This window comes from Bradyrhizobium sp. 62, from assembly GCF_023073035.1.
Classification (GTDB): Bacteria; Pseudomonadota; Alphaproteobacteria; order Rhizobiales; family Xanthobacteraceae; genus Bradyrhizobium.
This window is the reverse complement of the sequence record NZ_JADPIT010000036.1, coordinates 31,981-54,663: the sequence shown is the minus strand read 5'-3', so window position 1 is coordinate 54,663 and position 22,683 is coordinate 31,981. Positions and strand designations below refer to the sequence as shown.

At 65.5% G+C, this 22,683-nt stretch carries 15 protein-coding genes; 7 read left to right on the top strand and 8 right to left on the bottom strand.

Annotated elements, in window-relative coordinates; translation table 11 throughout:
• Positions 1-15: 15 nt before the first annotated feature.
• Both IVB47_RS34875 and IVB47_RS34870 read right to left on the bottom strand, forming a co-directional pair.
• On the bottom strand, positions 16-810 hold the full coding sequence (locus IVB47_RS34875) for an rRNA adenine N-6-methyltransferase family protein (protein WP_247468459.1): 795 nt from the start codon (positions 808-810) through the stop codon (positions 16-18).
• Entirely contained in the window at positions 807-4,274 is a 3,468-nt protein-coding gene (locus IVB47_RS34870; RefSeq protein WP_247468456.1) for an AAA family ATPase, read from the bottom strand. Before IVB47_RS34870 ends, IVB47_RS34875 begins: the two co-directional genes overlap by 4 nt.
• Positions 4,275-4,416: 142 nt before the next feature.
• Here IVB47_RS34870 and IVB47_RS34865 point away from each other — a divergent pair, with 142 nt between their 5' ends.
• The 4 genes from IVB47_RS34865 (at position 4,417) to IVB47_RS34850 (ending at position 13,138) form a co-directional block, all read left to right on the top strand.
• Positions 4,417-10,872 (top strand): non-ribosomal peptide synthetase, encoded by a 6,456-nt coding sequence (locus tag IVB47_RS34865; RefSeq protein WP_247468453.1) that lies wholly within the window; start codon positions 4,417-4,419, stop codon positions 10,870-10,872.
• A gap of 141 nt (positions 10,873-11,013) precedes the next feature.
• Entirely contained in the window at positions 11,014-11,184 is a 171-nt protein-coding gene (locus tag IVB47_RS34860) for a hypothetical protein (protein ID WP_162847227.1), read from the top strand.
• A 245-nt stretch (positions 11,185-11,429) separates the two neighbouring features.
• Positions 11,430-12,161, top strand: a complete 732-nt coding sequence (locus tag IVB47_RS34855) for a 4'-phosphopantetheinyl transferase superfamily protein (protein ID WP_247468450.1) — start codon at positions 11,430-11,432, stop codon at positions 12,159-12,161.
• Positions 12,158-13,138 carry an LLM class flavin-dependent oxidoreductase gene (locus IVB47_RS34850; RefSeq protein ID WP_247468446.1) on the top strand — a complete coding sequence of 327 codons (981 nt, stop codon included), beginning with the start codon at positions 12,158-12,160 and terminating at the stop codon, positions 13,136-13,138. The genes IVB47_RS34855 and IVB47_RS34850 overlap by 4 nt, the downstream gene beginning before the upstream one ends.
• Positions 13,139-13,352: 214 nt before the next feature.
• Here the strand turns inward: IVB47_RS34850 and IVB47_RS34845 are convergent, their stop codons facing one another.
• The 3 genes from IVB47_RS34845 to IVB47_RS34835 all read right to left on the bottom strand — a co-directional run bounded on the left by IVB47_RS34845 (position 13,353) and on the right by IVB47_RS34835 (position 17,535).
• Positions 13,353-14,378, bottom strand: a complete 1,026-nt coding sequence (locus IVB47_RS34845; protein ID WP_247468443.1) for a histone deacetylase family protein — start codon at positions 14,376-14,378, stop codon at positions 13,353-13,355.
• Between the two features lie 186 nt (positions 14,379-14,564).
• On the bottom strand, positions 14,565-15,506 hold the full coding sequence (locus IVB47_RS34840; protein ID WP_247468440.1) for an SMP-30/gluconolactonase/LRE family protein: 942 nt from the start codon (positions 15,504-15,506) through the stop codon (positions 14,565-14,567).
• Entirely contained in the window at positions 15,463-17,535 is a 2,073-nt protein-coding gene (locus tag IVB47_RS34835; protein ID WP_247468438.1) for a PQQ-dependent sugar dehydrogenase, read from the bottom strand. The genes IVB47_RS34840 and IVB47_RS34835 overlap by 44 nt, the downstream gene beginning before the upstream one ends.
• Before the next feature lie 206 nt (positions 17,536-17,741).
• Here IVB47_RS34835 and IVB47_RS34830 point away from each other — a divergent pair, with 206 nt between their 5' ends.
• The 3 genes from IVB47_RS34830 (at position 17,742) to IVB47_RS34820 (ending at position 19,995) form a co-directional block, all read left to right on the top strand.
• A complete protein-coding gene (locus IVB47_RS34830) occupies positions 17,742-17,975 on the top strand; it encodes a hypothetical protein (RefSeq protein ID WP_007606355.1) in 234 nt (77 codons plus the stop codon).
• Positions 17,976-17,984: 9 nt separating this feature from the next.
• A complete protein-coding gene (locus IVB47_RS34825; protein WP_247468435.1) occupies positions 17,985-18,161 on the top strand; it encodes a hypothetical protein in 177 nt (58 codons plus the stop codon).
• A gap of 244 nt (positions 18,162-18,405) precedes the next feature.
• On the top strand, positions 18,406-19,995 hold the full coding sequence (locus IVB47_RS34820; RefSeq protein ID WP_247468432.1) for a gamma-glutamyltransferase: 1,590 nt from the start codon (positions 18,406-18,408) through the stop codon (positions 19,993-19,995).
• A gap of 2 nt (positions 19,996-19,997) precedes the next feature.
• Here IVB47_RS34820 and IVB47_RS34815 read toward each other — a convergent pair whose 3' ends face one another.
• Genes IVB47_RS34815 through IVB47_RS34805 form a run of 3 tightly spaced genes read right to left on the bottom strand, consistent with a single transcriptional unit; the run spans position 19,998 to position 22,678 of the window.
• Entirely contained in the window at positions 19,998-21,284 is a 1,287-nt protein-coding gene (locus tag IVB47_RS34815; RefSeq protein WP_247468429.1) for an FAD-binding oxidoreductase, read from the bottom strand.
• Between the two features lie 12 nt (positions 21,285-21,296).
• Positions 21,297-22,028 (bottom strand): amino acid ABC transporter ATP-binding protein, encoded by a 732-nt coding sequence (locus tag IVB47_RS34810; RefSeq protein WP_247468427.1) that lies wholly within the window; start codon positions 22,026-22,028, stop codon positions 21,297-21,299.
• Entirely contained in the window at positions 22,025-22,678 is a 654-nt protein-coding gene (locus IVB47_RS34805; RefSeq protein ID WP_007600584.1) for an amino acid ABC transporter permease, read from the bottom strand. The genes IVB47_RS34810 and IVB47_RS34805 overlap by 4 nt, the downstream gene beginning before the upstream one ends.
• Positions 22,679-22,683 lie beyond the last annotated feature (5 nt).

Genomic DNA, 22,683 nt, shown 5'->3' with positions numbered 1-22,683 from the left:
AAATGAAACGAAGCATTAGCCATCCGACGGCAGCCCCTGCTCGATGCCGCGAAAGCGCAGCGGCGCCAGCGCGGAGGCGCGCTGCCACCAGTCGGCGACGCGGTCGTCGAGCGCGGTCACGCCTCGACCCTGACCGGGGAATATCCGGATCTGCTGCACCGCCTCGGCTTCGAACCCCTTGCCCTTGCGGGTGATCTTGAGCGCGGCCCCTTCGCGGTCCCGTTGGGTCAGCGGCACCAGAAGCCGGCCGCGCGGACGAAGCGACCGAAGCCAGAGCGGATGTGGCTGCGAGAAGCCGGCATGAACGATGATCACGTCGGCGGGTCCGCCGATGTCCTCGCATCCGTCGCCATGGACGACCGCGACGTTGCTATAGGCGCCAAGATAGGTCGCGGCGCGCGCCGCAAGCCGCTCGTCGCATTCGATTGCCTGCACCCTGCCCTTGGGGCCCACGATCTTCGACAGCACGGCCGAGAAATAGCCGAGCCCGCAGCCGATCTGGACCACACGGTCTTTTTCCCCGACGTCGAGCAAATCGATGAAGTGCGCCCACAGGCTCGGCAGTCCGGTGTCGAGCTTGCGGCGCGCATCGATCGCGACCAGCACATTGTCCTGGAGATGAACGGGATCGGCATCCGGCGTCAGCCGATAGAAGCGCGCCGCCTCGCTCTTGATGCGCCAGGGTCCCTTCGCCAGAAACTTTTCGCGCGGAACGGTGGCGAGGGCTTCTAGCAGGCGCATTGAGGAGATCTGCTCGCGCTTTGCGATCAGCTCCACGTAACGCGCACGCGCGGCAGCAAGATCACTCATTTCACGGGATCGACTGCACGAACAGGCGCGTCCGCGCCGAGCTCGTCGATCAGTTGCATCGCCTGTTTCAGGTCCGGCGTGGAAAAGCCCTCGCTGAACCTGCCGACGATCGGTACGAGCAGGAGACGAGCGTGCTCGCGCTTGCCGGCTTGGTGCGACAGGCGCGCGAGGCTGACGGCGGTGCGAAGCTCCCACGACAGCGCGCCCTGCTTGCGCGCGATCTCCAGCGACAGGTGGAACAGGTCCTCGGCCTCCTGCACCGAGGCCGGATCCCCGTCCAAGAGCGTGATCTCGCCTTGCAGGCGGTAGACTTCGGCGAGGTAGGAGTGATCGCCGGTCCGTCTTGCGGTCGCGAGCGCACCGTCCAGCGCGCGCAAGGCGGCATCGCGCATCCCGACCTTGGCGTAGGCCTCCGCGAGCAGGCAGCGGAACCAGCAGCCGGCGAGCCAGGAATCCATCGCTTCGTATTCGTCGAGACCGAACCGCATCTGACTGAGGCCTTCGTCGGCCTCGCCGAGCTGCGCCAGCGCCCAGCCGCGCAGGATCGCGGCCTGCTGCTTCCAGTGCAGGAAATTGTGCTCGGTGGCGATGATCATGGCGCGGTTGGCGTGGTCGCGCGTGCCCTCGACATCGCGCAAATGCTGACAGAGATAGGCGCCGAACACGAGCGCGAAGGCGAGCGTGAAGGGGTGGCGGATCTTCTCGGCGTTCGCGATCGCCTGCTCGCTGTGCTGCCGCGCCGCGTCGGGCCGGCCGAGGAACCACAAGAGGTAGCCGAGATAGGACAGCGAGACGACGCCGGGATCGGTGCCGTGCCGCTCCATCAGATCGGAGTGCAGATCGGGGCTGTAGAGGTTGATGCAGCGATGCAGATGGTGCTGGGACACAGCAAAGCGCCCGCGATAGAGCATGGTCATCGCGATCGAGCGATGCGCCTCGATCAGATAGCCGGTCTGCTGTGCCGGCAGCGTTCCCTCGTTCAGCCGCTCGCGCTTGGCGAACTTCAACAGCTCGACGCTGAGATCGTGCGCGCGGGTCAGATCGGCGCGGATGAAATGACAGACCCAGAGCCCGCGCGTGGCGGCGAAGGCCTTTTCGTCGTCGTCGAGCTGCTGGCCGAGCTCGAGGGCGCGGACGTAGTTCTCCTCGACCTCCTGCACGGCATAGCCCTTGGCGGCGATCAGCGCGTTGCCGAGCGCGATGCGCAGCTCCAGCTCCATCTCGTCGGCGCCCTGCATGCGCGCATTGGCCTGCACGACGCTGAGGCCGCGGCGCAGATGGCCAATCGCCTCCAGATTGGCGCCGCTCTTGGCCGCCTGCTTGCCGGCCTTGAGCCAGAAGCTGGCAGCGCCCTCGCTCTGGCCGGATTCGGTCAAATGATGGGCAAGCAGCTCCGGTTCGCGCTCGGTCTTCTCGGGATACATCTCGGCGAGCACCTGGGCGATCCGGGAATGCAGCTTGCGTCGCTCGCTGTGCAGCAAGCTCGCATGCGCTGCGTTCTGGATCATCACGTGCTTGAAGGAGTAGAGCGCGTCGGGCGGGTGGCCGCGGCGCATGATCAGCCCGGCCTCCTCCAGGTGATTGAGCGCGGCCTCGATCTGTTCGGCGGGCGTGTTGGCGACCGCGTGCAGAGTCTCGTAGGAGAATTCGCGGCCGATGGTGGCGCCGATCTGCGCGATCCGCTTGAACGGCCCCATCCGGTCCAGCCGCGCCATCAGCGAGTCCGTCAGCGTCGCCGGGATCGCGAGCTGCCGCCACGGGCCCGACAGCACGTAGCGCCCGTGCCGTTCGGTCAGGAGGTTGGATTCGAGCACCGTCTTGGTCAGCTCCTCCAGGAACAGCGGCACGCCGTCGGTCTTGACGATGATTTCCTCGATGACTTCCTTGGGAAGCTCGCGTCCCGCCACGCGCTCGACCAGCGTCGCGCGCAACTGCCGGCTCAACCGGCTCAGGACCAGGGTCGTGATATGCGAATGGGCGTTCCAGCTCGGCTGGAATTCGGTCCGCGCGGTGATGATGACCAGGATCGCCCGGTTCTGTGCCCGGTCGACCAGGAGATCGATCACCTCACGGGACGTCGGGTCGATCCAGTGCAGATCCTCGAATGCGATCACCAGCGGCTGCTCGCGCGCAAGGCCGAGGAAATGATTGACCAGCGCCGCGACGGTCGCATCCTTTTGCTGCTGCGGCGACAGCTCCAGCGGCGGATAGTGGTCACCGGTCGGAATGGACAACAGCGCGGCAAGCAGCGGAGCAACCTGCTCGATGTCGCCATGAGCGGCAGCGATCGCGGTCTCCAGGCTCGCCAGCGACTGCACGGACGCATCCTCGCGATCGAGACCGAGAGAGAATTTGAGCTGCTCGGCGAACGGATAGAACGCCGTGGAGGTGTAATAGGGCGAGCACTGGAACGAGACCTGCCCGTGGCGGTCGCCCGCGATCCGCTCGAAGATTTCCTGGATGATGCGCGACTTGCCGATGCCGGGCTCGCCGAACTTGACCACGACCTGGCCCTCGCCGTCCTTGGCCTGCTGCCAGCGCCCCATCAGCAGCGCAATCTCCTCCTCGCGGTTGACGAGCGGGGTTAGCCGCGTGCCCATCGCGGCGGCGAAGCGGGTCTCCACCCGCGAGGCGCGCATCACATGCCAGGCCTGGGCTTTCTCCGAGATGCCCTTGAGCGCGTGGACGCCGAGATCGCGGTAGTCGAACTTCCCCTTCAGCAGCGACTGGGTCGACGTGGAAATCACCACACCGTTGGGTGGCGCCAGGCCTTGCAGGCGCGCGGCGAGATTGACGGTTTCTCCGACCGCGGAGTCGCGCTCTTCGGTGCCCTGTCCGACGAGGTCGCCAACCACGACGAGACCGGTCGCGATGCCGATGCGGACGGCGGGTGAGTGGCTGAGCGCACCACGCGGCTCGATCGCGCGGGCGGTCGACAGCACCCGGACGATTTCCAGCCCCGCTCGCACGGCGCGCTCGGCGTCGTCCTCATGCGCGGTCGGATAGCCGAAATAGACCAAAATGCCGTCCCCGACGAAGCGGGCGGCAAAACCTTCGTAATGCTTCACCACGCGGACACAGGTTTCGCGGAAGCTCGCGATCATGTCGCGCACGTCTTCCGGATCGAACTGCACCGAGAGCGAGGTGGAATCCACCATGTCGCAGAACATGGTGGTGAGCTGACGCCGCTCGGCGCCGACCTCCGTCCGGATTTGCGGGCGCGCCGTCCCGTCGGGCTTCTCCGCGGTTTCGGCCCGGAACAACGCGGTCATGGCCCGCTGGAGCCGCTTCCGATCGCCGAGTGGCAATCCGAGCTCGACCAGATCGGATTCGGTCAGGTCTCCCATGACATCGAGATCGAGACGGTGCTGCGCGAAGAGATCGGTATAATGGCTAAGACCGATACCATCGAGCCAGCGCTTCAGCCCGCCTTCCGTTCCCGTGCCCGGCTCATTCTCCAGCATGGTGATTCCGCCCGACCAATCACTCCGTCGAAGGGCTCAGGGCCCCGCAACCACAGATTTTGGGGCCAAAACTTCACCTCAGACTGGACGCGTTCCCTAACTTCTTGGAAGAATAGCCCAATCGGATCAAAAGGGAACGGAATTGTCGGACGTCACACGCCCAACGCCGCAGGAATTGGCCAGCGCGACGGCCGAAACGAAGATATTCGCGGATATCGGCGGCCTTCTTGATTTCCATGCCCGCAAGAGGCCGGCAGCCCCCGCCCTCCTCGCCCCCGGCCGGCCGGTCCTCAACTACGGCGGGATTGGCGCGCGGACGCAGGATCTCGTCCGCACGCTGCGCGGGCTTGGCATTACCCCTGCCGACCGTATTGCGGTTGCGCTGCCGCGCGGTGCCGACAGCGCACTGGCGTTGATCACGGTCGCCTCAAGCTGCGCTTGCGTGCCCGTCAATCCCGATCTGACGGCGGACGAGCTGCAACGCTATTTCAGCGAATTGAAGCTGAGCGCGCTCGTCACCCGGGCCGACACGAACTCGGCGGCCCGCGATGTCGCCAAGGCGCTCAATATTGCCGTGATCGATTTCGTGCCGGGGTCGCAAGACGATCTCGGCGGCTGCACGTTCGTCGGGCCGGCGCTTGGACCGGCGAGCAGCAGCGGCGCCTCGCGCGGCGACGACGACGCGTTCATCCTGCTGACCTCGGGCACGGCGGCGCGACCGAAGATGGTGCCGCTGACGCATCGCAATGTGTGCCTCTCCGCCTACAACGCTGGCCGCGTGCTGTCGCTCGCGTCCCACGATCGTCTGCTTGACGTCCTGCCGCTGTTTCACGCTCATGGTTTGATTTCCGGCCTGCTGACGGCGCTGGCCGCAGGCTCCAGCGTGATCTGTACGGAAAGTTTCGACGCAGCCTCCTTCTTCGGCTGGATGCGGCAGCTGCAACCGACCTGGTACACGGCAGTGCCGACCATCCATCGCGCGCTGCTGACGGCGGCGGAAGCGAACCCGGATCTTGCCCGATCGTCGTCGCTGCGCGTGATCCGCTCCGCCTCGGCCTCGCTTGCGCCTGCGATCCTCGACGGCCTGGAGGCGACGTTCGGCGTTCCCGTGCTCGAAACCTACGGCATGACGGAGGCGGCTTCGCAGATCGCGGCCAATCCGTTCGAGCTGCGCAAGGTCGGATCGGTCGGCCGCGCCGCGGGCGCTGAGATCGCCATCATGGACGAGACGGGCCGCGCGCTCGCCAGCGGCGAGCACGGCGAGATCATGCTGCGCGGACCCAATATGAGCCGCGGCTACTACAATGACGAGGCGGCGACGCAGGCTGCCTTCCGCAACGGCTGGTTCCGGACCGGCGATCTCGGCTATCTCGACGCCGACGGCTATCTCTTCATCGTCGGCCGTATCAAGGACCGCATCAACCGCGGCGGACAGAAGATCTCGCCTCTGGAGGTGGAAGATGTCCTGCTCAGCCATCCGGCGGTGCTGGAGGCCGGCGTGTTCGCCGTCCCGCACCCGAAGCTCGGCGAGAACGTCGCCGCAATCGTGGTGCTGCGGCCGAATTCCGAGGCGACCTCGGACCAGTTGCGCCAGTTCGCCCGGAAACGGCTCGCGGCCTACAAGGTGCCGAGCCTGATCCGCAGCGTGGCGACGCTGCCGAAAGGCGCCAGCGGCAAGGTCAAGCGCAATGCGCTGGCCGAGCTGATCGCAACGATTGGCGGTGGCGAGGAGGAGGCGCGTCTGCCGCGCAACGCACTGGAGACCGAGCTCGCCGGGATCTGGGCCGATTTGCTGGAGCTGCCGCAGGTCGGGAGCGATCAGGACGTCTTCGCGCTCGGCGCCGACTCGCTCGCGGTGACGCAGATGCGCTCGCGCCTGCGCGAACGCTTCAACGTCGATTTCTCGTTCGAGGACGTTTTTGATTGCGCCACGGCCGCCGCGCTTGCGGCCCGGATCGAGACCGCCGCAATTCATCGCGAAACGATGTTGCCGGCCTGGCGCCAGGCCATGAAAGCAGACGCGCCGCTGTCGTTCCAGCAGCAGCGGATGTACGTGCTCTCGCGACTGGACCCCACGCGCTACAATTATAACGTCGTCGAAGTCGCGCTCCTCAAGGGTGGGCTCGACGTCGCCGCACTTTCTACTGGCCTCGCTGCGGTGTCGGCGCGCCATGAGGCGTTGCGGTCGGTCATCGTCGAACGTGAGGGCGAGCCGGTGCAGCTTGTGCTGCAATCGCCGCCGCAGTTCGAGCGGATCAAGCTCAAGGCCTGCCCTGCGGACAAGCGGGCCGCTGTGGTCAGGCGCGAAGCGCTCCGGCTCGCGCAACATCCGTTCGACCTCGCGCACGAGGCGCCGCTGAAGGTCACGTTGCTCTCGTTCGACAAGAGCAGCCACGCGCTCGTGGTCAACGTCCATCATCTCGTCACCGACGGCTGGTCGCAGCGGCTGTTCTGGGAAGAACTCGCCGCCCATTATTCGGCAGCGCGCAAGAAGGACGTGGCGGCACTGCTTTCGCCAGCCTTCCAGTACCGCGACTTTGCGCTCTGGCAGCAGAGCTGGGCGCAGACGCCGGCGGCCAAGGAGCAGCTCGATTACTGGCGGACGCAGCTCGACGGCGTCACCACGCTGCCGCTGCGGACCGACCGACCAAGGCCGGAGGTCTGGAGCGGCCATGGTGCCCGTCACTATCTCGAATTCTCCAAAACTCTGTCGGCCGACCTGCGGGCGCTGAGCCAGAACCAGGGCGTCACGCCGTTCATGACCTTGCTCGCAGTGTTCCAGTGCCTGCTGTTCCGCCACACCGGACACGAGGATGTCGCGACCGGATCGCTGATCGCCAACCGCAACCAGATCGAGAGCGAGCGCCTGATCGGATTGTTCGCCAACACCCTGATCCTGCGCAATGATTTTGGCGGCGATCCGAGCTTCGGCGACATGTTGCGCCGGGTCCGGCAGGTCACGCTCGATGCCTATCGCAACCAGGACCTCCCGATCGAAGAGGTCCTTCGCGCGCTTCAGATCGCGCGAAGGAGCGACGGCAATCCGCTGTTCCGGATCATGTTCATCCTCCAGAACGCCTCGATCGAGGCGGCGTCTTTCCCCGGTCTGTCGACGCGGCGGATCGAGATCGATCCAAAAGTGGCGCGATTCGACATCACGCTCGAACTGGTCGAGGCCGACGGCCGTTTCACCGGCTTCTTCGAATACGCCACCGATCTGTTCGACGCAGCGACGATCGAGGGCATGGCCGCTCAGTTCAAAACCCTGCTCAAATCCGTCATCGCCGATCCCGAGCAGCGCATCTCTCACTTGGCACTCCTGACCGAGACCGAACGCCGGCAGCTGGTGGCGCAGGGCCGGGGCGTGCCGGCCAATTTCGCCACGCGCGGCAGTCCGAGCGAACGTTTCGACTGCCAGGTCAAGAAGACGCCGAACGCGATCGCCGTGTCGGACGGCCGCACATCCGTGAGCTACCGCGAGCTGGCGCGCCGCAGCCAGGCGGCCGCGCGCTGGCTGGCCCGCGAAGGCGTCGGCGCCGAGGCCGTGGTCGCCTTGCTTGCGGAGCGCGGGCCCGACCTGCTCGCGGCGATGATCGCCGTGCAACGCGTGGGCGCTGCCTTCCTCAATCTCGATCCCGACCAGCCGCCGGCACGGCTCGCAACCATCGTCGGATCGAGCGGCGCCCGCATGCTGCTGACCGGACGGGCGCAGTCGTCCATGGCGGAGGCGCTGCTCGAACCGCTGGTCGAGCGCATTCCAATGGCCGGGCTCGAGGATGCGATCGCGCCAGCGTCGACCAAGCCGGCCCGCGCGGCGCGGCGCGCGGCTTCGAGCCTTGCCTATCTCATCTACACCTCCGGCTCCTCCGGCGCGCCGAAGGGCGTCATGATCGAGCAGCGCGGGCTTTCGAACCATCTCGCCTCGCTCATCTCCGAGCTGAACCTCTCGCGCCGGGACGTGATCGCGCAGACCGCGCCGCAGAGTTTTGTCATCTCGGTATGGCAGTTCCTCGCAGGGCCCATGGTCGGCGCGCGCGTCCATGTCTGCGGTACCGCGATCGTGCAGGACCCGATTTTGCTCGCGCGCGAGATCGAGCGCAAGGGCATCACAGTGCTTGAGATCGTCCCGTCGCTTCTGCGCGTGATCCTCGATCGCATGGACGAGGCACAGGTCCGACGCGGCTTTGCGAGGCTGCGCCTTCTGATCTCGACGGGCGAGCCACTGCCGGTCGATCTCTGCAACGCCTGGTTCGCGCGCTGCCCGAAAGTGCCGCTGATCAACGCCTATGGTGCGTCGGAATGTTCCGACGACGTCTCGCTGCATCGCCTGACCAAGGCGCCGGCGACCATGACAAACAACGTCCCGGTCGGCGCGCCGCTGCCGAACATGCAGCTCTACGTGCTCGACGCAAGCCTGCAGCCGCAGCCGGTCGGCGTGACCGGCGAGCTCTGCATCGGCGGCGCCGGTGTCGGCCGCGGCTATGTCAACGATCCCGCGCAGAACCGGCAGCGCTTCCTGCCCCATCCGTTCCCGCGCAAAGCAAGCAGCCGGCTGTACCGGACCGGCGACCTCGCCCGCCGCCGTGCCGACGGCACGATCGAATGCCTCGGTCGCGCCGACCATCAGGTCAAGGTCCGCGGCTACCGGATCGAGCTCAAGGAGATCGAGAACGCGCTTGCCGACCATCCGGATGTGCACGCCGGCATCGTCGAACCGCGCCGCGAAGCGAGCGGCGATGTCAGGCTGATTGCCCACATCGTCGCGAGATCCGGCAGCCGGAGCAGCGCCAGCGAGCTGCGCGACTTCCTGAAGAGCCGGCTGCCGGGCCATGCCATCCCGTCCGCGTTCCTGTTCATGGATCAGGTGCCGCTCAATGCCCATGGCAAAATCGACCGGAGCGCGCTGCTGGCGCCGGCGCAGCAGGAAACCTCCGGACCGGATGCGACTGTGCCGGCGCGGCGCTTCACCGAAAAGGTGCTGTCCGACATCTGGATCGACCTGCTGAAGGTCGAGAGCCTCGGCGTCACCGACAATTTCTTCGACCTCGGCGGCCACTCGCTGCTGGCGGGCCAGGTGATGGCGCGCGTCGCCCGGGCGCTTGGCGTATCGCTGCCGATCAAGACCATCTTCGAGGCACCGACGATCGACGAGCTTGCCCGGCGGGTCGACGAGGCCGTGGCGGCAAAGCCGCGCAAGCCGGCCGCAAGTTTGGCTAGGTTGGCTGGAGCGAGCCTAGCCGAAGGCAGCCCTCCCACGCTCTCGATCGCGCAGGACCAGATGCTGCGGATCGAGCAGAATCTTCCCAGACTGCCGCTGTTCAACCTGCCTTTCGCCTTCCGTCTTCAGGGGCCGCTGAATCTGGTCGCTCTGGCGCAGGCGATCGACGACATCGTGCGTCGACACGAATCGCTGCGGACCCATTTCGGCTGGAGCGGCGGGGAGCCCGTCAGCCACGTCGCCGCGCCCGGCGCCCTCGGCCGTGTCCTGACCATCGAGACGATCGGCGACGGTCAGCCCCACAACAACAAGCGGCGCAAGGCGCTGGAGCTCCGCAAGATCAATCTCCTGATCGAACAGGAGACCTATGCCCCGATCGACACCACGCGCGCGCCGCTGCTGCGCGCCCGGCTGTTGCGGCTCCACGATGACGATCACGTGTTGCTGCTGACTTTGCACCACGCCGTCGTCGACGGCTGGTCGATCGGCGTGCTGTTCGAGGAATTGTCCAACCGCTATGCCACGCTGGCTGGCTATCCGTCGGTGCCGCTGCCGAAACAGCCGCCGGCCTTTTCGGACGTGGCGCGCTGGCAGCGCTGGTGGTGCGGGACCGATGCCGCCCGCCGTCAGGCCGCTGAATGGACGGAGAATTTGCGCGGGGCGGCTCCCCTCTTCGAGGGCGAATCAAGGCCGGGCCCGTCCAGGGGGCACCATCCGGTCAGTTTCGAGCGTGAGCTGATCGGCCGGCTCGCGGCCTTCGCCGGCCAGCACAATTGCACGCTGTTCATGTGCCTGCTGACCGGCTTGAAAGCCCTGCTGCTGGCGCGGACCGGCCGCCACGACATCTCGATCGCCACTGCCATGGCCAATCGCGCCCAGCCGGACACCGACCGGATCGTCGGCCCGTTCGAGAACACAGTGATCGTTCGCACCAAAATCACGCCGGAGCTGTCGTTCGCGCAGGCCGTGGCCCTGGTCCGCCAGAGCGTGCTTGACGCGCATGCGCGCCAGGAGCTGCCGTTCAACATCCTGGCCGACCATCTGGAGCAGGAGGGGGACAATCCAGCCTCGCTGCTCCAGGTCTATTTCACCCTGCAAAATCCGCTGCGCCAACCGCTCGATCTGCCTGATCTCACGACAGGATCGATCGGCAACATCGCCCGCGAAGGCCAGCCGGTGCTGCCGATCGACCAGACCTGGCTGTCGCTAATGCTCAAGGAGCGGCCGACGGGAATCACCGGTTCATGCAATTACAAGAGCGAGCTGCTCGACGGCGCTACGGTCGGCCAGTGGATGGAGGATCTCGTCGCGCTGCTCGGGGCTGCTCTCGTCCAACCCAATGCGCCACTCGGCCGGCTGCTCAATCGCAGGGCGGCATGACCGACCGCAGAGCACGGGCGAATACGGGGTCACTCGTCAAAGCTGTGAATGACCAAGTTGCATCTTGATTATTTGGCGCCATCGCGCAAGATTATTCTCGCGTTTTGATTTGGACGATTATTTTCAACCGGGGAGTTCGTTATGGGTTTCATCAAATTTACCAAAGGCACCTCCCTGAGCGACAAGGACCGCAAGGCCCTGCAGAAGTTGCTCGGCGCCGAGAAGAAGAAGCTGCAGTCCGCGCTGAAGGACGTCGACGCCAGCATTTCGATGCTGGGCGGCTCCAAGAAGTCCAAGAAGAAGAAGACGTAAGACTCGTCGGCCGGGACGCCGCACGAGCCTTCAGGCTTCAGTTTTCGGGCTTCAGTTTTCAGATTTGGCCGCTCGCGTGTCGAGTTGGGGTCTCGCACAAGCTTGCGCCCGTAAACCGGCCAGCAATCGACAAGGATTCGCCCGAGTGGACCGCTAGAAGCGGTCCGCTCACCTGATTCTTGCTCAGTTGATTCTTCCGTCATGGCAGGGGATTTGGCCCCGGCCTGACGCCATGGGCCCAATTGATGGCAGACGACAGAATTGAACTGTTTGTCGGACTGATCGAGACTTTTGACGCGCCGGATGGGGTTGATGCGTGCCGGCGCTTGCTCTCGGTCGACGAACGGGTACGAGCCGACCGCTTCATGTTCGAGCGGCACCAGCGGCAATATATTTTCGCGCACGCGATGTTGCGCCTCGCGCTCTCGCACGCCGCACCTGATGTCGCCCCCACCGACTGGTCATTTGCGGCCGGGCGTTACGGGCGGCCGTTTGTCGCATCGCCCAAGACCTCGAGCACGCTGCATTTCAGCCTGTCGCACGCCGACGGCTGCGTCGCCTGCGTCGTGTCAGGGCATGAGACCGTCGGCGTCGACGTCGAGACCGTGTCGCGTCGGGTAGCACCGCTGTCGACCGCGCTTCGGTTCTTCGCGCCGGAAGAGGTCGAAGCGTTGCGCGGGCTGCCGGAGCCCGCCGCGACCGAGCGCTTCTTCGACTACTGGACGCTGAAGGAAGCCTATCTGAAGGCCAGGGGTTTCGGCCTCAATCTGCCGCTCGACGCCTTCGCGATGCAGGTATCGCGCGAGGCCATCGAGATCAGCTTCAAGCCCGATATCGCCGACGATCCGGAAGGCTGGCGATTCCAGCTGATCTCGCCGTCGCCCTCGCATCGTCTCGCGATCGCCGACGGCTCCCGCGCCACCGGCGGCCTTCCCATCACCCGCAATGCATGGCCGCTGCAGGAGGCGGCTGAATGACACTGCCGCGGCTGCGCGTCTTTCCCGCGATTTCGCGCAACCGCGATCCCAAGAAATATGTCGGCGAGCTGATGCGAGTGGCGCAGTTCGCCGACCGCAACGGCTTCGAAGGCATCCTGCTGTTCGAAGGCAACGACGTGTTCGTCGAGCCTTGGGCGATGGCCCAGCACATCATCGGCGAGACGATGAGGTCCTCGCCGCTGATCGCCGTCAATCCGGTCTACATGCACCCGTTCACGGCGGCAAAATTCGTCTCGTCCTTTGCGCAGCTCCACGGCCGCAAGGTCTATCTCAACATGATCACGGGGACGGCGGTCAGCGATTTGCACGGTCTGGGCGACCAGCAGTCGCATGCCGACCGCTATGTCCGGCTCGGCGAATTCGTCGCGCTGATGCGCCAGCTGCTGGCAAGCCCGCGGCCGGCGACTTTCGAGGGCCGGTTCTACCGTGCCAGCAATCTGCAACTGCGGCCGCGCCTGCCGCCGGAGCTGATGCCGGAATTTCTGGTCGCGGGTCAGTCCGAGGCGGCACAGCGCGTGGCGAAGGAGACCGGCTGCATCAAGATGCAGATGCTGCCGCCCGATCTCGACCGCGGCCTCGACGCACCAGGAATGAATTTCGGTATTTTTGCCCGCGAGAGACGCGACGAGGCACGGCAAGCGGCAAAGGCGCGTTTCCGCGACAATGCCGACGATCGCGAGCTGCTCGCGCTCACCGTGGAAAACAGCGACTCGGTGTGGAAGCGGCGCCTCTACGAGGGCCAGAGCGGCGAGCTCGCGGACAATGGCTACTGGCTGCTGCCGTTCCTGACCTTCCAGGCCGACTGCCCCTACCTCGTCGGCAGCTACGCCGAGATCGGCGCGAAGCTGAGGGAGTTTGCCGCGAAGGGGCTGACCACGATCATGCTCGACATGGTCGCGGACGAGACCGAGATGCAGCACGTCTGCAAGGCGCTCGCGGCGAGCGGGATGTTTTGAGTTGTTGATGAAGTCGACCTAACCATCCACATCGTCATTGCGAGCATAGGGAACAACAGGAGCTTTTGCGACGAAGCAATCCAGACCGCCCTCCGCGGCAAGGCAATCCAGAATCCGTGCCGCGGAAATAGTTGGATTGCTTCGCTTCGCTCGCAATGACAGATTGCTTCGCTTCGCTCGCAATGACGGAGAATGACGGGCTACTCAGCGAAGCTCACCGCGCCTCTTCGAATCCCGCCAGCACCGAGGTCAGGTTCGCGCCGAGGATGTCCGAGAGATAACCGCCCTCCTGCACGAACACGGTCGGCAGGCCCATCTTCGCGATAGCCTGGCCGATGCGGCGGAAGCCGGGCGTGGTGACGGCGAGACCCTTCAGCGGATCGTGCTCGGAGGCGTCGAGGCCGAGCGCGATGACGAGGGCTCCGGGCGCAAAGGACTCGATCGCCTTGCGTGCGACGTCCATCGCCTGGATGTAGCCGTCATCCCCCGTGCCGATCGCCAGAGGGATGTTGAGGTTGGTGCCGAGGCCGGGACCTTCGCCGCGCTCATGCGCGTAGCCCCACACGTAAGGATAGTACGCTACGGGATCGGCATGGATCGAGACCGTGTAGACATCGGGCCGCGCGTAGAAGATGCCTTGCGTGCCGTTGCCGTGATGGACGTCGACGTCGAGGATCACGACACGCTCGTGCCTCTGCCGCAGATGCGCCGCGGCGATGGCGCTGTTGTTGAGGAAGCAGAAGCCGCCGGCCATGTCGCGATAGGCGTGATGGCCGGGCGGCCGGCAGAGCGCGTAGGTCGCATCCTCGCCGTCCATCACCATCTGTGCCGCGGTAACCGCGACATCGGTCGCAGCGCAGGCCGCGGCCCAGGTGCCGGGGCCGATTGGCGCGGCGGTGTCGGCGGTGTGCCAGCCGAGCTTGCCGATGATATGGGTGGGATACGTCCCGGCATGGCGCACCGGATGGATGTTGCCGATCATTTCCGGACCGGAATCGCCGAGCGCGGTCCAGGCGTCCCAGGCCTCGCTCAGGAACGACAGATATTCCGGACTGTGGACGCGCGCGCGCGGCCCCTGCCCGAATGTGGTCGGCTCGACCAGTTGGTGCTTGCCGTCCTTGAGTCCTTTGAGCAGGCGGTCGGCACGCTCGGGCTGCTCGGTGGTGCGCTTGACCACACCGCGAACCAGGAAGAATTGCGGATCGTGGCTGCGATGCAGCTCGGTATGGACGGCTTTCACTCGAACACTCCGTGGTCGCTCAGGGTTCTTATTTTGACGCGTTTTCTCGACGCGAACCGGTATCCACTTCGCTCGAAAACGCTCTAGTGCCACAGATGTCTAAATCCCTGCGGCGGCGAGATGCAAGCAAGAAGAATGCCGCCCCTGTCGCACCGCCCTGCGCCGGAAGCCGATCGCTCGTGAAGCTCAGCAGCGCCCACGCTGAAGGCAGTGCTCGCGGCCCTGCTGGTCGGTGCGGAAGGCCTCGACGAAGCCGCCCTGACGCTGTGTGACGAAGATCGTCTTGCCGTCGTGGCCTCCGAAGGCAAGGTTGGTCGGCTCCTTCCCCCTCACCGCGATCTCCCGCTCGACCGCGCCATTGGCCTTCATCAACGTGATCGTGCCCTTGAGGATGCGCGCGACATAGAGGCGTCCGGCCATGTCGGTGCGCAGGCCGTCGACGGTGTCGGGCTGGAACGCCTTGACGAGTTTTGGACTGGTGAGCTCGTTGCCGCCGACCGTGTAGGACCAGATCTGGCCGCTGCTGGATTCCCCGACATAGAGCGTCTTGTCATCAGGGCTGAGGTCGATGCCGTTGGTCGTGCCCATCGCGCGCGGCGCCGACATGAGCTGTCCCTGCACCGTTCCGTCCGCACCCTTCGCGATGCGCCAGATGTGGCCTTCGCGACCTTTCCAGTTCGGATCGCTCGCGTAGATCGTGCCGTCGCGGGCGATGGTGATGTCGTTGGGCTGGTTCATCTCGTCGGAGTGAAACCAGATGGCGGGCTCGGTCGATCCCTTCGGGATCGCGAAGATGTTGTGCTTCTTGTAGTCGGCGATGAACATGGTGCCATCGCGCGCGAAGCGGATGGCATTGCCGACGCTGCCCTCGGGCAACGCCGTGAACGGCTCGGACACCGCGCCGCCGACAGGCAGCTTGCCGATGGTGCCGGGCTTGCCGAAATTGACGACGAAGAGATTGCCGTCGAGATCGGCGGCAGGGCCTTCGATGCCGAACGTGTATTCGCCTGATGGCGTCACCTGCACGCTTTCGAACAGTTTCGTTTCCGCTCGGACCGGTGCCGTCGCAAGGACGAGAACAACGCTACTGCACAGGCACCAGAAATTCCTGCCGGATGTAATAGCCATCGCCGTCGCTGCACTCGCCATTCAGATAGGGATCGGCCGGCCGGAAGAAGCGGCTGAAGCCGGGTTTGTCTACAGCGTTCCTTTGTGTCACGACGACGACCTTGGCAGCCGGTATTTCGCCGCATTCCTTGTTGGTTTTGCCAAAGAACTTGCGCTGCGGCGGGCCGGACCTGATCCGCATCCGGATGCCTGGAACCATTTTTGACACCAGCAGATCCGCCGTGTCGAGCAGGCGCGTGTAACCAGGCTCGGCCTTCGGCAGGCCTTCGCCACCCGGCGGCATCAGCTTCTCCGCGCCTAACCCACGAAGCCGCGTGCGCAACTTGCCGGAGTCGGGATCACCAGGATAGATCCAGCCATCCTGCGCCAGCATGAAGCGAAGCACCGTCGCGTCCTTCTGAGCGTCCGATAGGCCCGGCTTCAGGCCGAAATCCGAGTGACAGCCGACGCAGTGCTTTTCGACGAGGCCCCTGCGCAAATTGGTGAGCCGAACGCTGTTCGGCGCGTTCCTGGCCACGAAGACCGCCAATTGATCGATCAGCGCCTGGCTACGCATGTCGCAGGGCAACGGCGACGGCGCATCGCCCGCGGCGCGGTCGATCCGGATCACGGTCTGGTTCTTGTCCTCGACCAGCCAGATGGCGCCGTCCTCCGCGACCGTCATGCCGACCGGGGCGCCTTGCGGCCGGGCGCCGTTGACGCGGTGCCAGCCTGCGATCAGCTCCTCGAACGGCGCGGCGGCGACGTCGCCGCCCTCGGTCTGAAAGCTGTGGGTCGGATCGGCCGCGCAGCTGACATGATAAGACACGGGCGCCGGGACGGGCTTCGGGAAGCCGTGGTCGTCGACGTCATAGACGATGACGCGGCTGCCGGTCGGGCGATAGCCATGCAGGCCAACCAGCAGCTTGCCTTCGAGCTCCGGAAATTTCGCCCCGTGATAATAGAGCATCGCGAGCGGCGCGCCGTGCGGTGGAAGCAGCGAGAACGGCGCCTTGTAGAGAGCGTTGGCGGTGCACAGCTCTTTGTAGACCCCCGACTGCAACACGATCCTGAATTCGGGACTGGGCGTCGACAGATCGTAGCAATAAGGCCAGCCGTAATGCCTGCCCGGCTCGATCGCGTTGATCTCCTCGTTCGGCTTGAAAATATCGGGCAGGTCGCGGCCGTTCTCGCCTTGCAGGAAAGCATAGCCCGCATCGGGGAAGTTCGGATGCAGTGCCAGCGCCATCGAGTTGCGCAGGCCGCGCGCATAGACGCTGTGCGGCGGGTCGGTCTCGCCAGGCTTCAACGCCGGAAAGATACCGCTCGGGGGCGGCGTGAACAGCCAGATCGATGCCATCGCGGAAGAGCCCTCGGCCGCCGCGCAAGGTCTCGTGATCGGCGCCGGCGTGATGCAGTCGTCGCTGTGCGAGCCGACATTGACGAACAGCCGGCCGTTCTTATCAAAGACAAACTGCTTGAGTGGATGCGCGCTCTCGTCGAGCTTTGTGCCATCGGGCAGCGTGATCCGGCGGCCCGGCATGTGACGGACGATGGTCTCGACCGTGTCGCGCGGATTGTCGGCGAGCGGATCGAACCGGAAGATCGTCTCCGCGCTCGAGGCATAGAGCTTCTTGTCCGGGCCGATCACCAGACCGAACGGATATTCGATTGCAGTCAGCAGCTCCTTGAACCGCTGTCCCTGGGGCGCGCGCGGGTCGAGCAACAGCAGCCGACCATCGGTATGGCCCCAGCCCGCCATGTCGGCGACCACGAACAGGTCACGACCGGGCAGCTGGACGATCGAGCGCGGGAATTTCAGCCGATCCTCCTCGCTGGCGACGAGGCCGGCGCAAAATCCCGCCTTCATGTCGATCTGGATTTTTGGAAAAGCCAGATCGACACTGCCACAGGTCTCCGTGCCGATCGCATAGCCGCTCTTGCGGACCGGTTCTGATGAGCCTACCGAGGTGAGGGTCAGGAGGACCACCAAGGCGCCCGCGCATGCGCGCAGGCTTCGGCTTTCACGCCAGAATGTGAGGTGGTTCACGGCGCCTCCCGGACTTTCCGTCCAGGGTTGTTCCATGCCGCGGGAATGCCGTCCAGTTGATCAACACCCGCTTGTGATCAAACCGGCAGGGGGCTTGGCGCCGACCAATCTCCGTAGATTCCCTTACCGGGCTCGACCCGAATGTTTCGCGAAGGCTTGGAATGGTATCGGTTTGCCGTCCCAATCGCTCCCAATAGGAGACGCATATGGTCCAGGTCTATTTTCACTGCTCCAACTTGGACGGCACGCTGATCGATCGCAGCGGCACAGCCGTGACCAACCTGACCGAGGCGCGCGACCGTGCCGCCCAGATCATGAACGCGATGATCCTGACGCCCGGCGCTGAGGATTGGCGCGACTGGGTGATCCATGTCAGCGGCTCCGATGGCGAGGAGATCTTCGATCTCCCCTTCACTGCCATGCTCGGCAAGCCGCACTGAGGTGATGCCATGTTGCTCGCGTCAATGACCCTGCTCCGCCAGCCCCTGAACTTCGTCGCCAGCAAATGGCAGACGCTGATGCGGGTCGCGGGCAATCCCTACCGCCCCGAGCTTCACTACATGCGCGGGCCTGGCCCGAAATGGCACGCCAAGTATCAGGCCAGCCGGCTGGATCGCGCGCGCTGAGCCCTGCGGCTCCTGCTTCCCACTGATCGGTCTCTCAATGCGTCATGCCCGGGCCTGTCCCGGGCATTCTCGTCTTGGCATCTACGTCTTGCCGACTGCGCCTCCCCCGCCTGTTTCACACCAGCCATGCCACGCCGCCCTTTCGATGTTCTCGGTGGGGGCGATGTGCCATTCTTCGCGCGTTCCGCCGAATGCGGAGCTCAGCGCAACGAAGCCAAACCGAAGACAGCACACAGACATCATCATGCCTCACCAGTTCAGCCACGCCCAAACCGTCCGCAAGCCCGCCATCACATCCAAAGGCGGCATCGTCGCCGCACAATCGCGGCGGGCGGCCGAAGTGGGGGCGCAAGTGCTGGCGGCGGGCGGCGACTGCGTGGATGCGATCGTCGCGACCACCTTCGCGCTCAACGTGCTGGAGCCCTGGAACAGCGGCATGGGCGGCGGCGGCGCGATGGTGCTCTACCGTGCCGCGGAAAATCGCTATGAGGTGATCGACTACGGCATGTGCGCGCCGCAAAGCCTGCGCACCGCCGACTATCCGCTCAGCGGCGAAGGCGCGGCTTCCGATCTGTTTCCCTGGCAGCGGGTCAAGGGCGACCACAACATCCACGGCCCCGGCTCCATCGCCGTGCCCGGGGTCGTCGCCGGCATGGAAGAGGCGCATCGCCGCCACGCCAGGCTGCCATGGAAAGATCTCGTCGCGCCGGCCGTCGCCCTCGCCGGTGAAGGCCTGCTGGTCGACTGGTGGACCACGCTGACGATCGCGGCATCGGCGGCCGATCTTCGGCGCTATCCGGGAAGCGCGGCCACGTTCCTGAAGGACGGCCTGCCTCCGAGCGCGCCATGGGGTGTCAAGTCCGAGACGCGGCTGCCGCTGGACGCGCTGAAGGCGACACTGGCGCACCTCGCCGACGCCGGTCCGCGCGATTTCTACCAGGGCGACCTCGCCAGAAGCATCGCGTCCGACATCAAGGCCGACGGCGGCGCGCTATCGGTGGAGGACCTCGCCGCGTTCCGAGCCCATCTGCGCGATCCGCTGGCGATCCCCTATCGCGGCGGCAAGGTGTTTGCGACGCCGGAGCTGACGGCCGGACCGACCATGGCGCATGCGCTGCGCCTGTTGCAGCAGAACCTGAAGCCGGGAAGCGCGCCCGATGCAGCCGCCTACGCCGAATATGCCGCCGCGTTGCAATCGGCCTATCGCGAGCGGCTCAAGGACATGGGCGATGCCGATGGCAAGCGCTCGCTCGGCGCGGACTATCTGGCGCCCGCCTGCACCACGCATTTCTCCGTGGTCGACCGCCACGGCAACATCGCGGCGGTGACGCAGACGCTGCTGTCATCCTTCGGCTCGAAATACGTCACGCCGCACACCGGCATCGCCATGAACAACGGCATCATGTGGTTCGACACGATGCCGGGCACCACCAACTCGCTCGCCCCAGCCAAGCGCTGTCTCACCAACTACACGCCTGTCATCGCCGAGGCCAAGGACGGCAGACGGCTCGCGGTCGGCGCCTCCGGCGGTCGCCGCATCCTGCCGTCGGTGATGCAGATCGTGTCGTTTGCAATGGATTTCGGCATGGATCTCGATGCCGCGATCCACCAACCGCGCATCGACGCCAGCGAAGGCGCGATCGTGATCGGCGATACCAGGTTGCCGGCGGACACACGCGAGACGCTCGCGGCGCGATTCGACTATGAGGAAGCGCGGGTGCAGTCCTTGCCGCAGAAGTTCGCCTGCCCGAGCGTCGTGATGCGCGACGGCGACACCAATTCCGGCGCGGTCGAGATCTTCCAGCCCTGGGCCGACGCGGTGGCGGAGGGCTGAGCCTAGATCCCCAGCCGGTCGCGCACGCGACCAGCGATCACTGCCGTCGTCACGCCGACCGGCCAGAAGGCATGCATCGGGATCGGCTTGATGCCGGTGACGGGCATGTCGATCTCGGCCTTGGCGCCGCCGATCAGACGTCGCGCGAGCTGCGCGCCCATCGCCGTCGAGAGCGCGACGCCGCGGCCGTTGCAGCCGAGTGAGATCAGGATGTTGTCCGCGGGCTCGTGCACATGCGGGTAATGATCTTTGGTGATGGCGAGCCGGCTGTTCCAGCCATGGGTCCAGGCAACGCCCTTGAGCTGCGGCCATAGCCGCTCGGCGTATCGCATGAGATAGGCGACGTCGCGCGGCGAACTGATCCAGCGCATCGGCCCGCGGCCGCCCATCAAGAGGCGGTTCTGCTGATCGATGCGGTAATAGACGGTGATGTGGCCGCTCTCGTAAAGGACGGGACGCGTCGGCATGATCGAACGGGCCACGTCGTCAGACAGCGGGGCCGTGGCCGCGATCGAGGAAAACACCGGCACGATGGTGCGGCGAAGCGCCGGCCAGAGATCGTCGGTAAAACCGTTGGTCGCGAGCAGCACCTTGTCGGCATGCACCACCGCGCGCGGCGTCTCGATGCGCCAGCGGCTGCCTTCGCGACGGAGTGATAGTGCGGGTGTTTCGCCATACACCTTCGCGCCCGCGGAGATCGCGGCGCGCGCGAGGCCGCGGGCATAGCTGAGCGGATGCAGATCGCCGCCGCGGGTATCGAGCATGGCGCCGATGTAGCGATCCGTGCCCGTCATCTCGCGCAATTGCTCGCGATTGAGGTAGGACACCGGCATGCCACGGGCGATGCACTGCTGTGCGGTTGTCTCGATCGCGGCGGCGCTCGCCTCGTTATAGGCCGCGCGCAGCGTGCCGTTCTGCCGTGCTTCGCACGGGATCTGGTAGCGGCGGATCAAATCGTGGGTGAAGTTCGTCGTGCCGTAGGAGAACGCGACCATGCGGCGGCCGAGCTCTGCGCCGAAATCGGCCTCGATCTGATCGGGGTCGTGCTTCAGTCCCGGATTGGTGTGACCGCCATTGTTGCCGGATGCGCCCCAGCCCGGCTCCTGCGCCTCCAGCACCAGTGCCTCGACACCCTGCTCCGCAAGATGCAACGCGGTGGACAGGCCGGTGTAGCCGCCGCCGATGATGGCGACCGAGACCGTCTTATCGATTTCGAGCGGTGGCGCGGCCACCGGCGCAACGGCGGTGTCGGCATAGAGAGACGGCGGCAGAGGCAGGCGCGTGGTCATGGCGAAGACCAATCAGAGCGGATGCAGCACGCGGCGCAGAAAATCCTGCGTCCGCGCATGCTGCGGTTGGTTGAGCACCGATTTCGCCGACCCCTGCTCGACGATGACACCGCCGTCGATGAACAGCACGCGGTCGGCGACATCGCGGGCAAAGCCCATCTCGTGGGTGACGACGACCATGGTCATGCCGTCGTCGGCGAGCTTGCGCATCACGCCGAGAACGTCGCCGACCAATTCAGGATCGAGCGCCGAGGTGGGTTCGTCGAACAGGATGGCCTTGGGCTGCATCGCCAGCGCGCGCGCGATCGCGACGCGTTGCTGCTGGCCGCCGGAGAGCTGCGGCGGATGTTCGTTGGCTTTCTCGGCAAGGCCCACCTGGGCGAGCAGCGCGCGGCCACGCTCGAATGCGGCAGCGCGCGGCTCCTTCTTCACATAGAGCGGACCTTCGACCACGTTTTCCAGCACGGTCCGATGCGGAAACAGGTTGAAGCGCTGGAACACCATCGAGACCTGGGTACGGACTTGCACGATCGACGGCGCGTCGCGGTCGACCTTCAATCCCTCGACGCTGATCTCGCCGCGGTCGTAGCTTTCGAGACCGTTGATACAGCGCAAGATGGTGGACTTGCCGGAGCCGGAGGGGCCGACGATGCAGACCACCTCGCCCTTCTGGACGGACGCCGTGATGCCCTTGAGCACCTCGTTCTCGCCAAAGCTCTTGTGGACGTCGGTCAGCTCGATCATTTCTTGCCGGCCCGCTTCTCGAAGTGACGGACCAGCAGGATCAGCGGAATGCTCATGGTGAGATACATCAGCGCAACCATCGTAAACACGTTGGTGTTCTTGAAGGTCGAGGACGCGATCAGCTTGCCCTGAAGGGCGAGCTCGGCGACCGTGATGGTCGAGGCCTGCGAGGAATCCTTCAGCATCATGATCATGACGTTGCCGTAGGGCGGCAGCACGATGCGCACCGCCTGCGGCAGCACGACCCGGCGCATGGTCAGCCACCAGCCCATGCCGATCGATTGCGCCGCCTCGATCTGCCCCTTGTCGATGGCCTCGATGCCGGCGCGGAAATTTTCCGCCTGATAGGCCGAGTAGGCGATGCCAAGCCCGAGGATCGCGGCCTGCAACGCGGACAGCGTGACGCCGAGATCAGGCATCACGAAGTAGAGGTAGAACAACAGCACGATGATCGGAATGCCGCGGATCACGTTGATCAGGCTGGCGCTGAGCAGCGACAGGACGCGGATGCCGGAGACCCGCATCATCGCCCAGACGAGGCCAAGCACCGTCGAGAGCAGCAGCGAGCCGATGGTGACGACGATCGTCAGCACGACGCCGCTCATCAGGATCGGGAAGAATTCGGCCGCGTCGTGCCAGAAGCCTTTCATCGATC

What these genes read in the sequence shown, in the direction of transcription:
- IVB47_RS34875 (WP_247468459.1), bottom strand. Translation starts at nt 810, where the DNA reads ATGAGTGATCTTGCTGCCGCGCGTGCGCGTTACGTGGAGCTGATCGCA.
- IVB47_RS34870 (WP_247468456.1), bottom strand. Translation starts at nt 4,274, where the DNA reads ATGCTGGAGAATGAGCCGGGCACGGGAACGGAAGGCGGGCTGAAGCGC.
- IVB47_RS34860 (WP_162847227.1), top strand. Translation starts at nt 11,014, where the DNA reads ATGGGTTTCATCAAATTTACCAAAGGCACCTCCCTGAGCGACAAGGAC.
- IVB47_RS34855 (WP_247468450.1), top strand. Translation starts at nt 11,430, where the DNA reads ATGGCAGACGACAGAATTGAACTGTTTGTCGGACTGATCGAGACTTTT.
- IVB47_RS34850 (WP_247468446.1), top strand. Translation starts at nt 12,158, where the DNA reads ATGACACTGCCGCGGCTGCGCGTCTTTCCCGCGATTTCGCGCAACCGC.
- IVB47_RS34840 (WP_247468440.1), bottom strand. Translation starts at nt 15,506, where the DNA reads ATGGCTATTACATCCGGCAGGAATTTCTGGTGCCTGTGCAGTAGCGTT.
- IVB47_RS34830 (WP_007606355.1), top strand. Translation starts at nt 17,742, where the DNA reads ATGGTCCAGGTCTATTTTCACTGCTCCAACTTGGACGGCACGCTGATC.
- IVB47_RS34825 (WP_247468435.1), top strand. Translation starts at nt 17,985, where the DNA reads ATGTTGCTCGCGTCAATGACCCTGCTCCGCCAGCCCCTGAACTTCGTC.
- IVB47_RS34820 (WP_247468432.1), top strand. Translation starts at nt 18,406, where the DNA reads ATGCCTCACCAGTTCAGCCACGCCCAAACCGTCCGCAAGCCCGCCATC.
- IVB47_RS34815 (WP_247468429.1), bottom strand. Translation starts at nt 21,284, where the DNA reads ATGACCACGCGCCTGCCTCTGCCGCCGTCTCTCTATGCCGACACCGCC.
- IVB47_RS34810 (WP_247468427.1), bottom strand. Translation starts at nt 22,028, where the DNA reads ATGATCGAGCTGACCGACGTCCACAAGAGCTTTGGCGAGAACGAGGTG.
- IVB47_RS34805 (WP_007600584.1), bottom strand. Translation starts at nt 22,678, where the DNA reads ATGAAAGGCTTCTGGCACGACGCGGCCGAATTCTTCCCGATCCTGATG.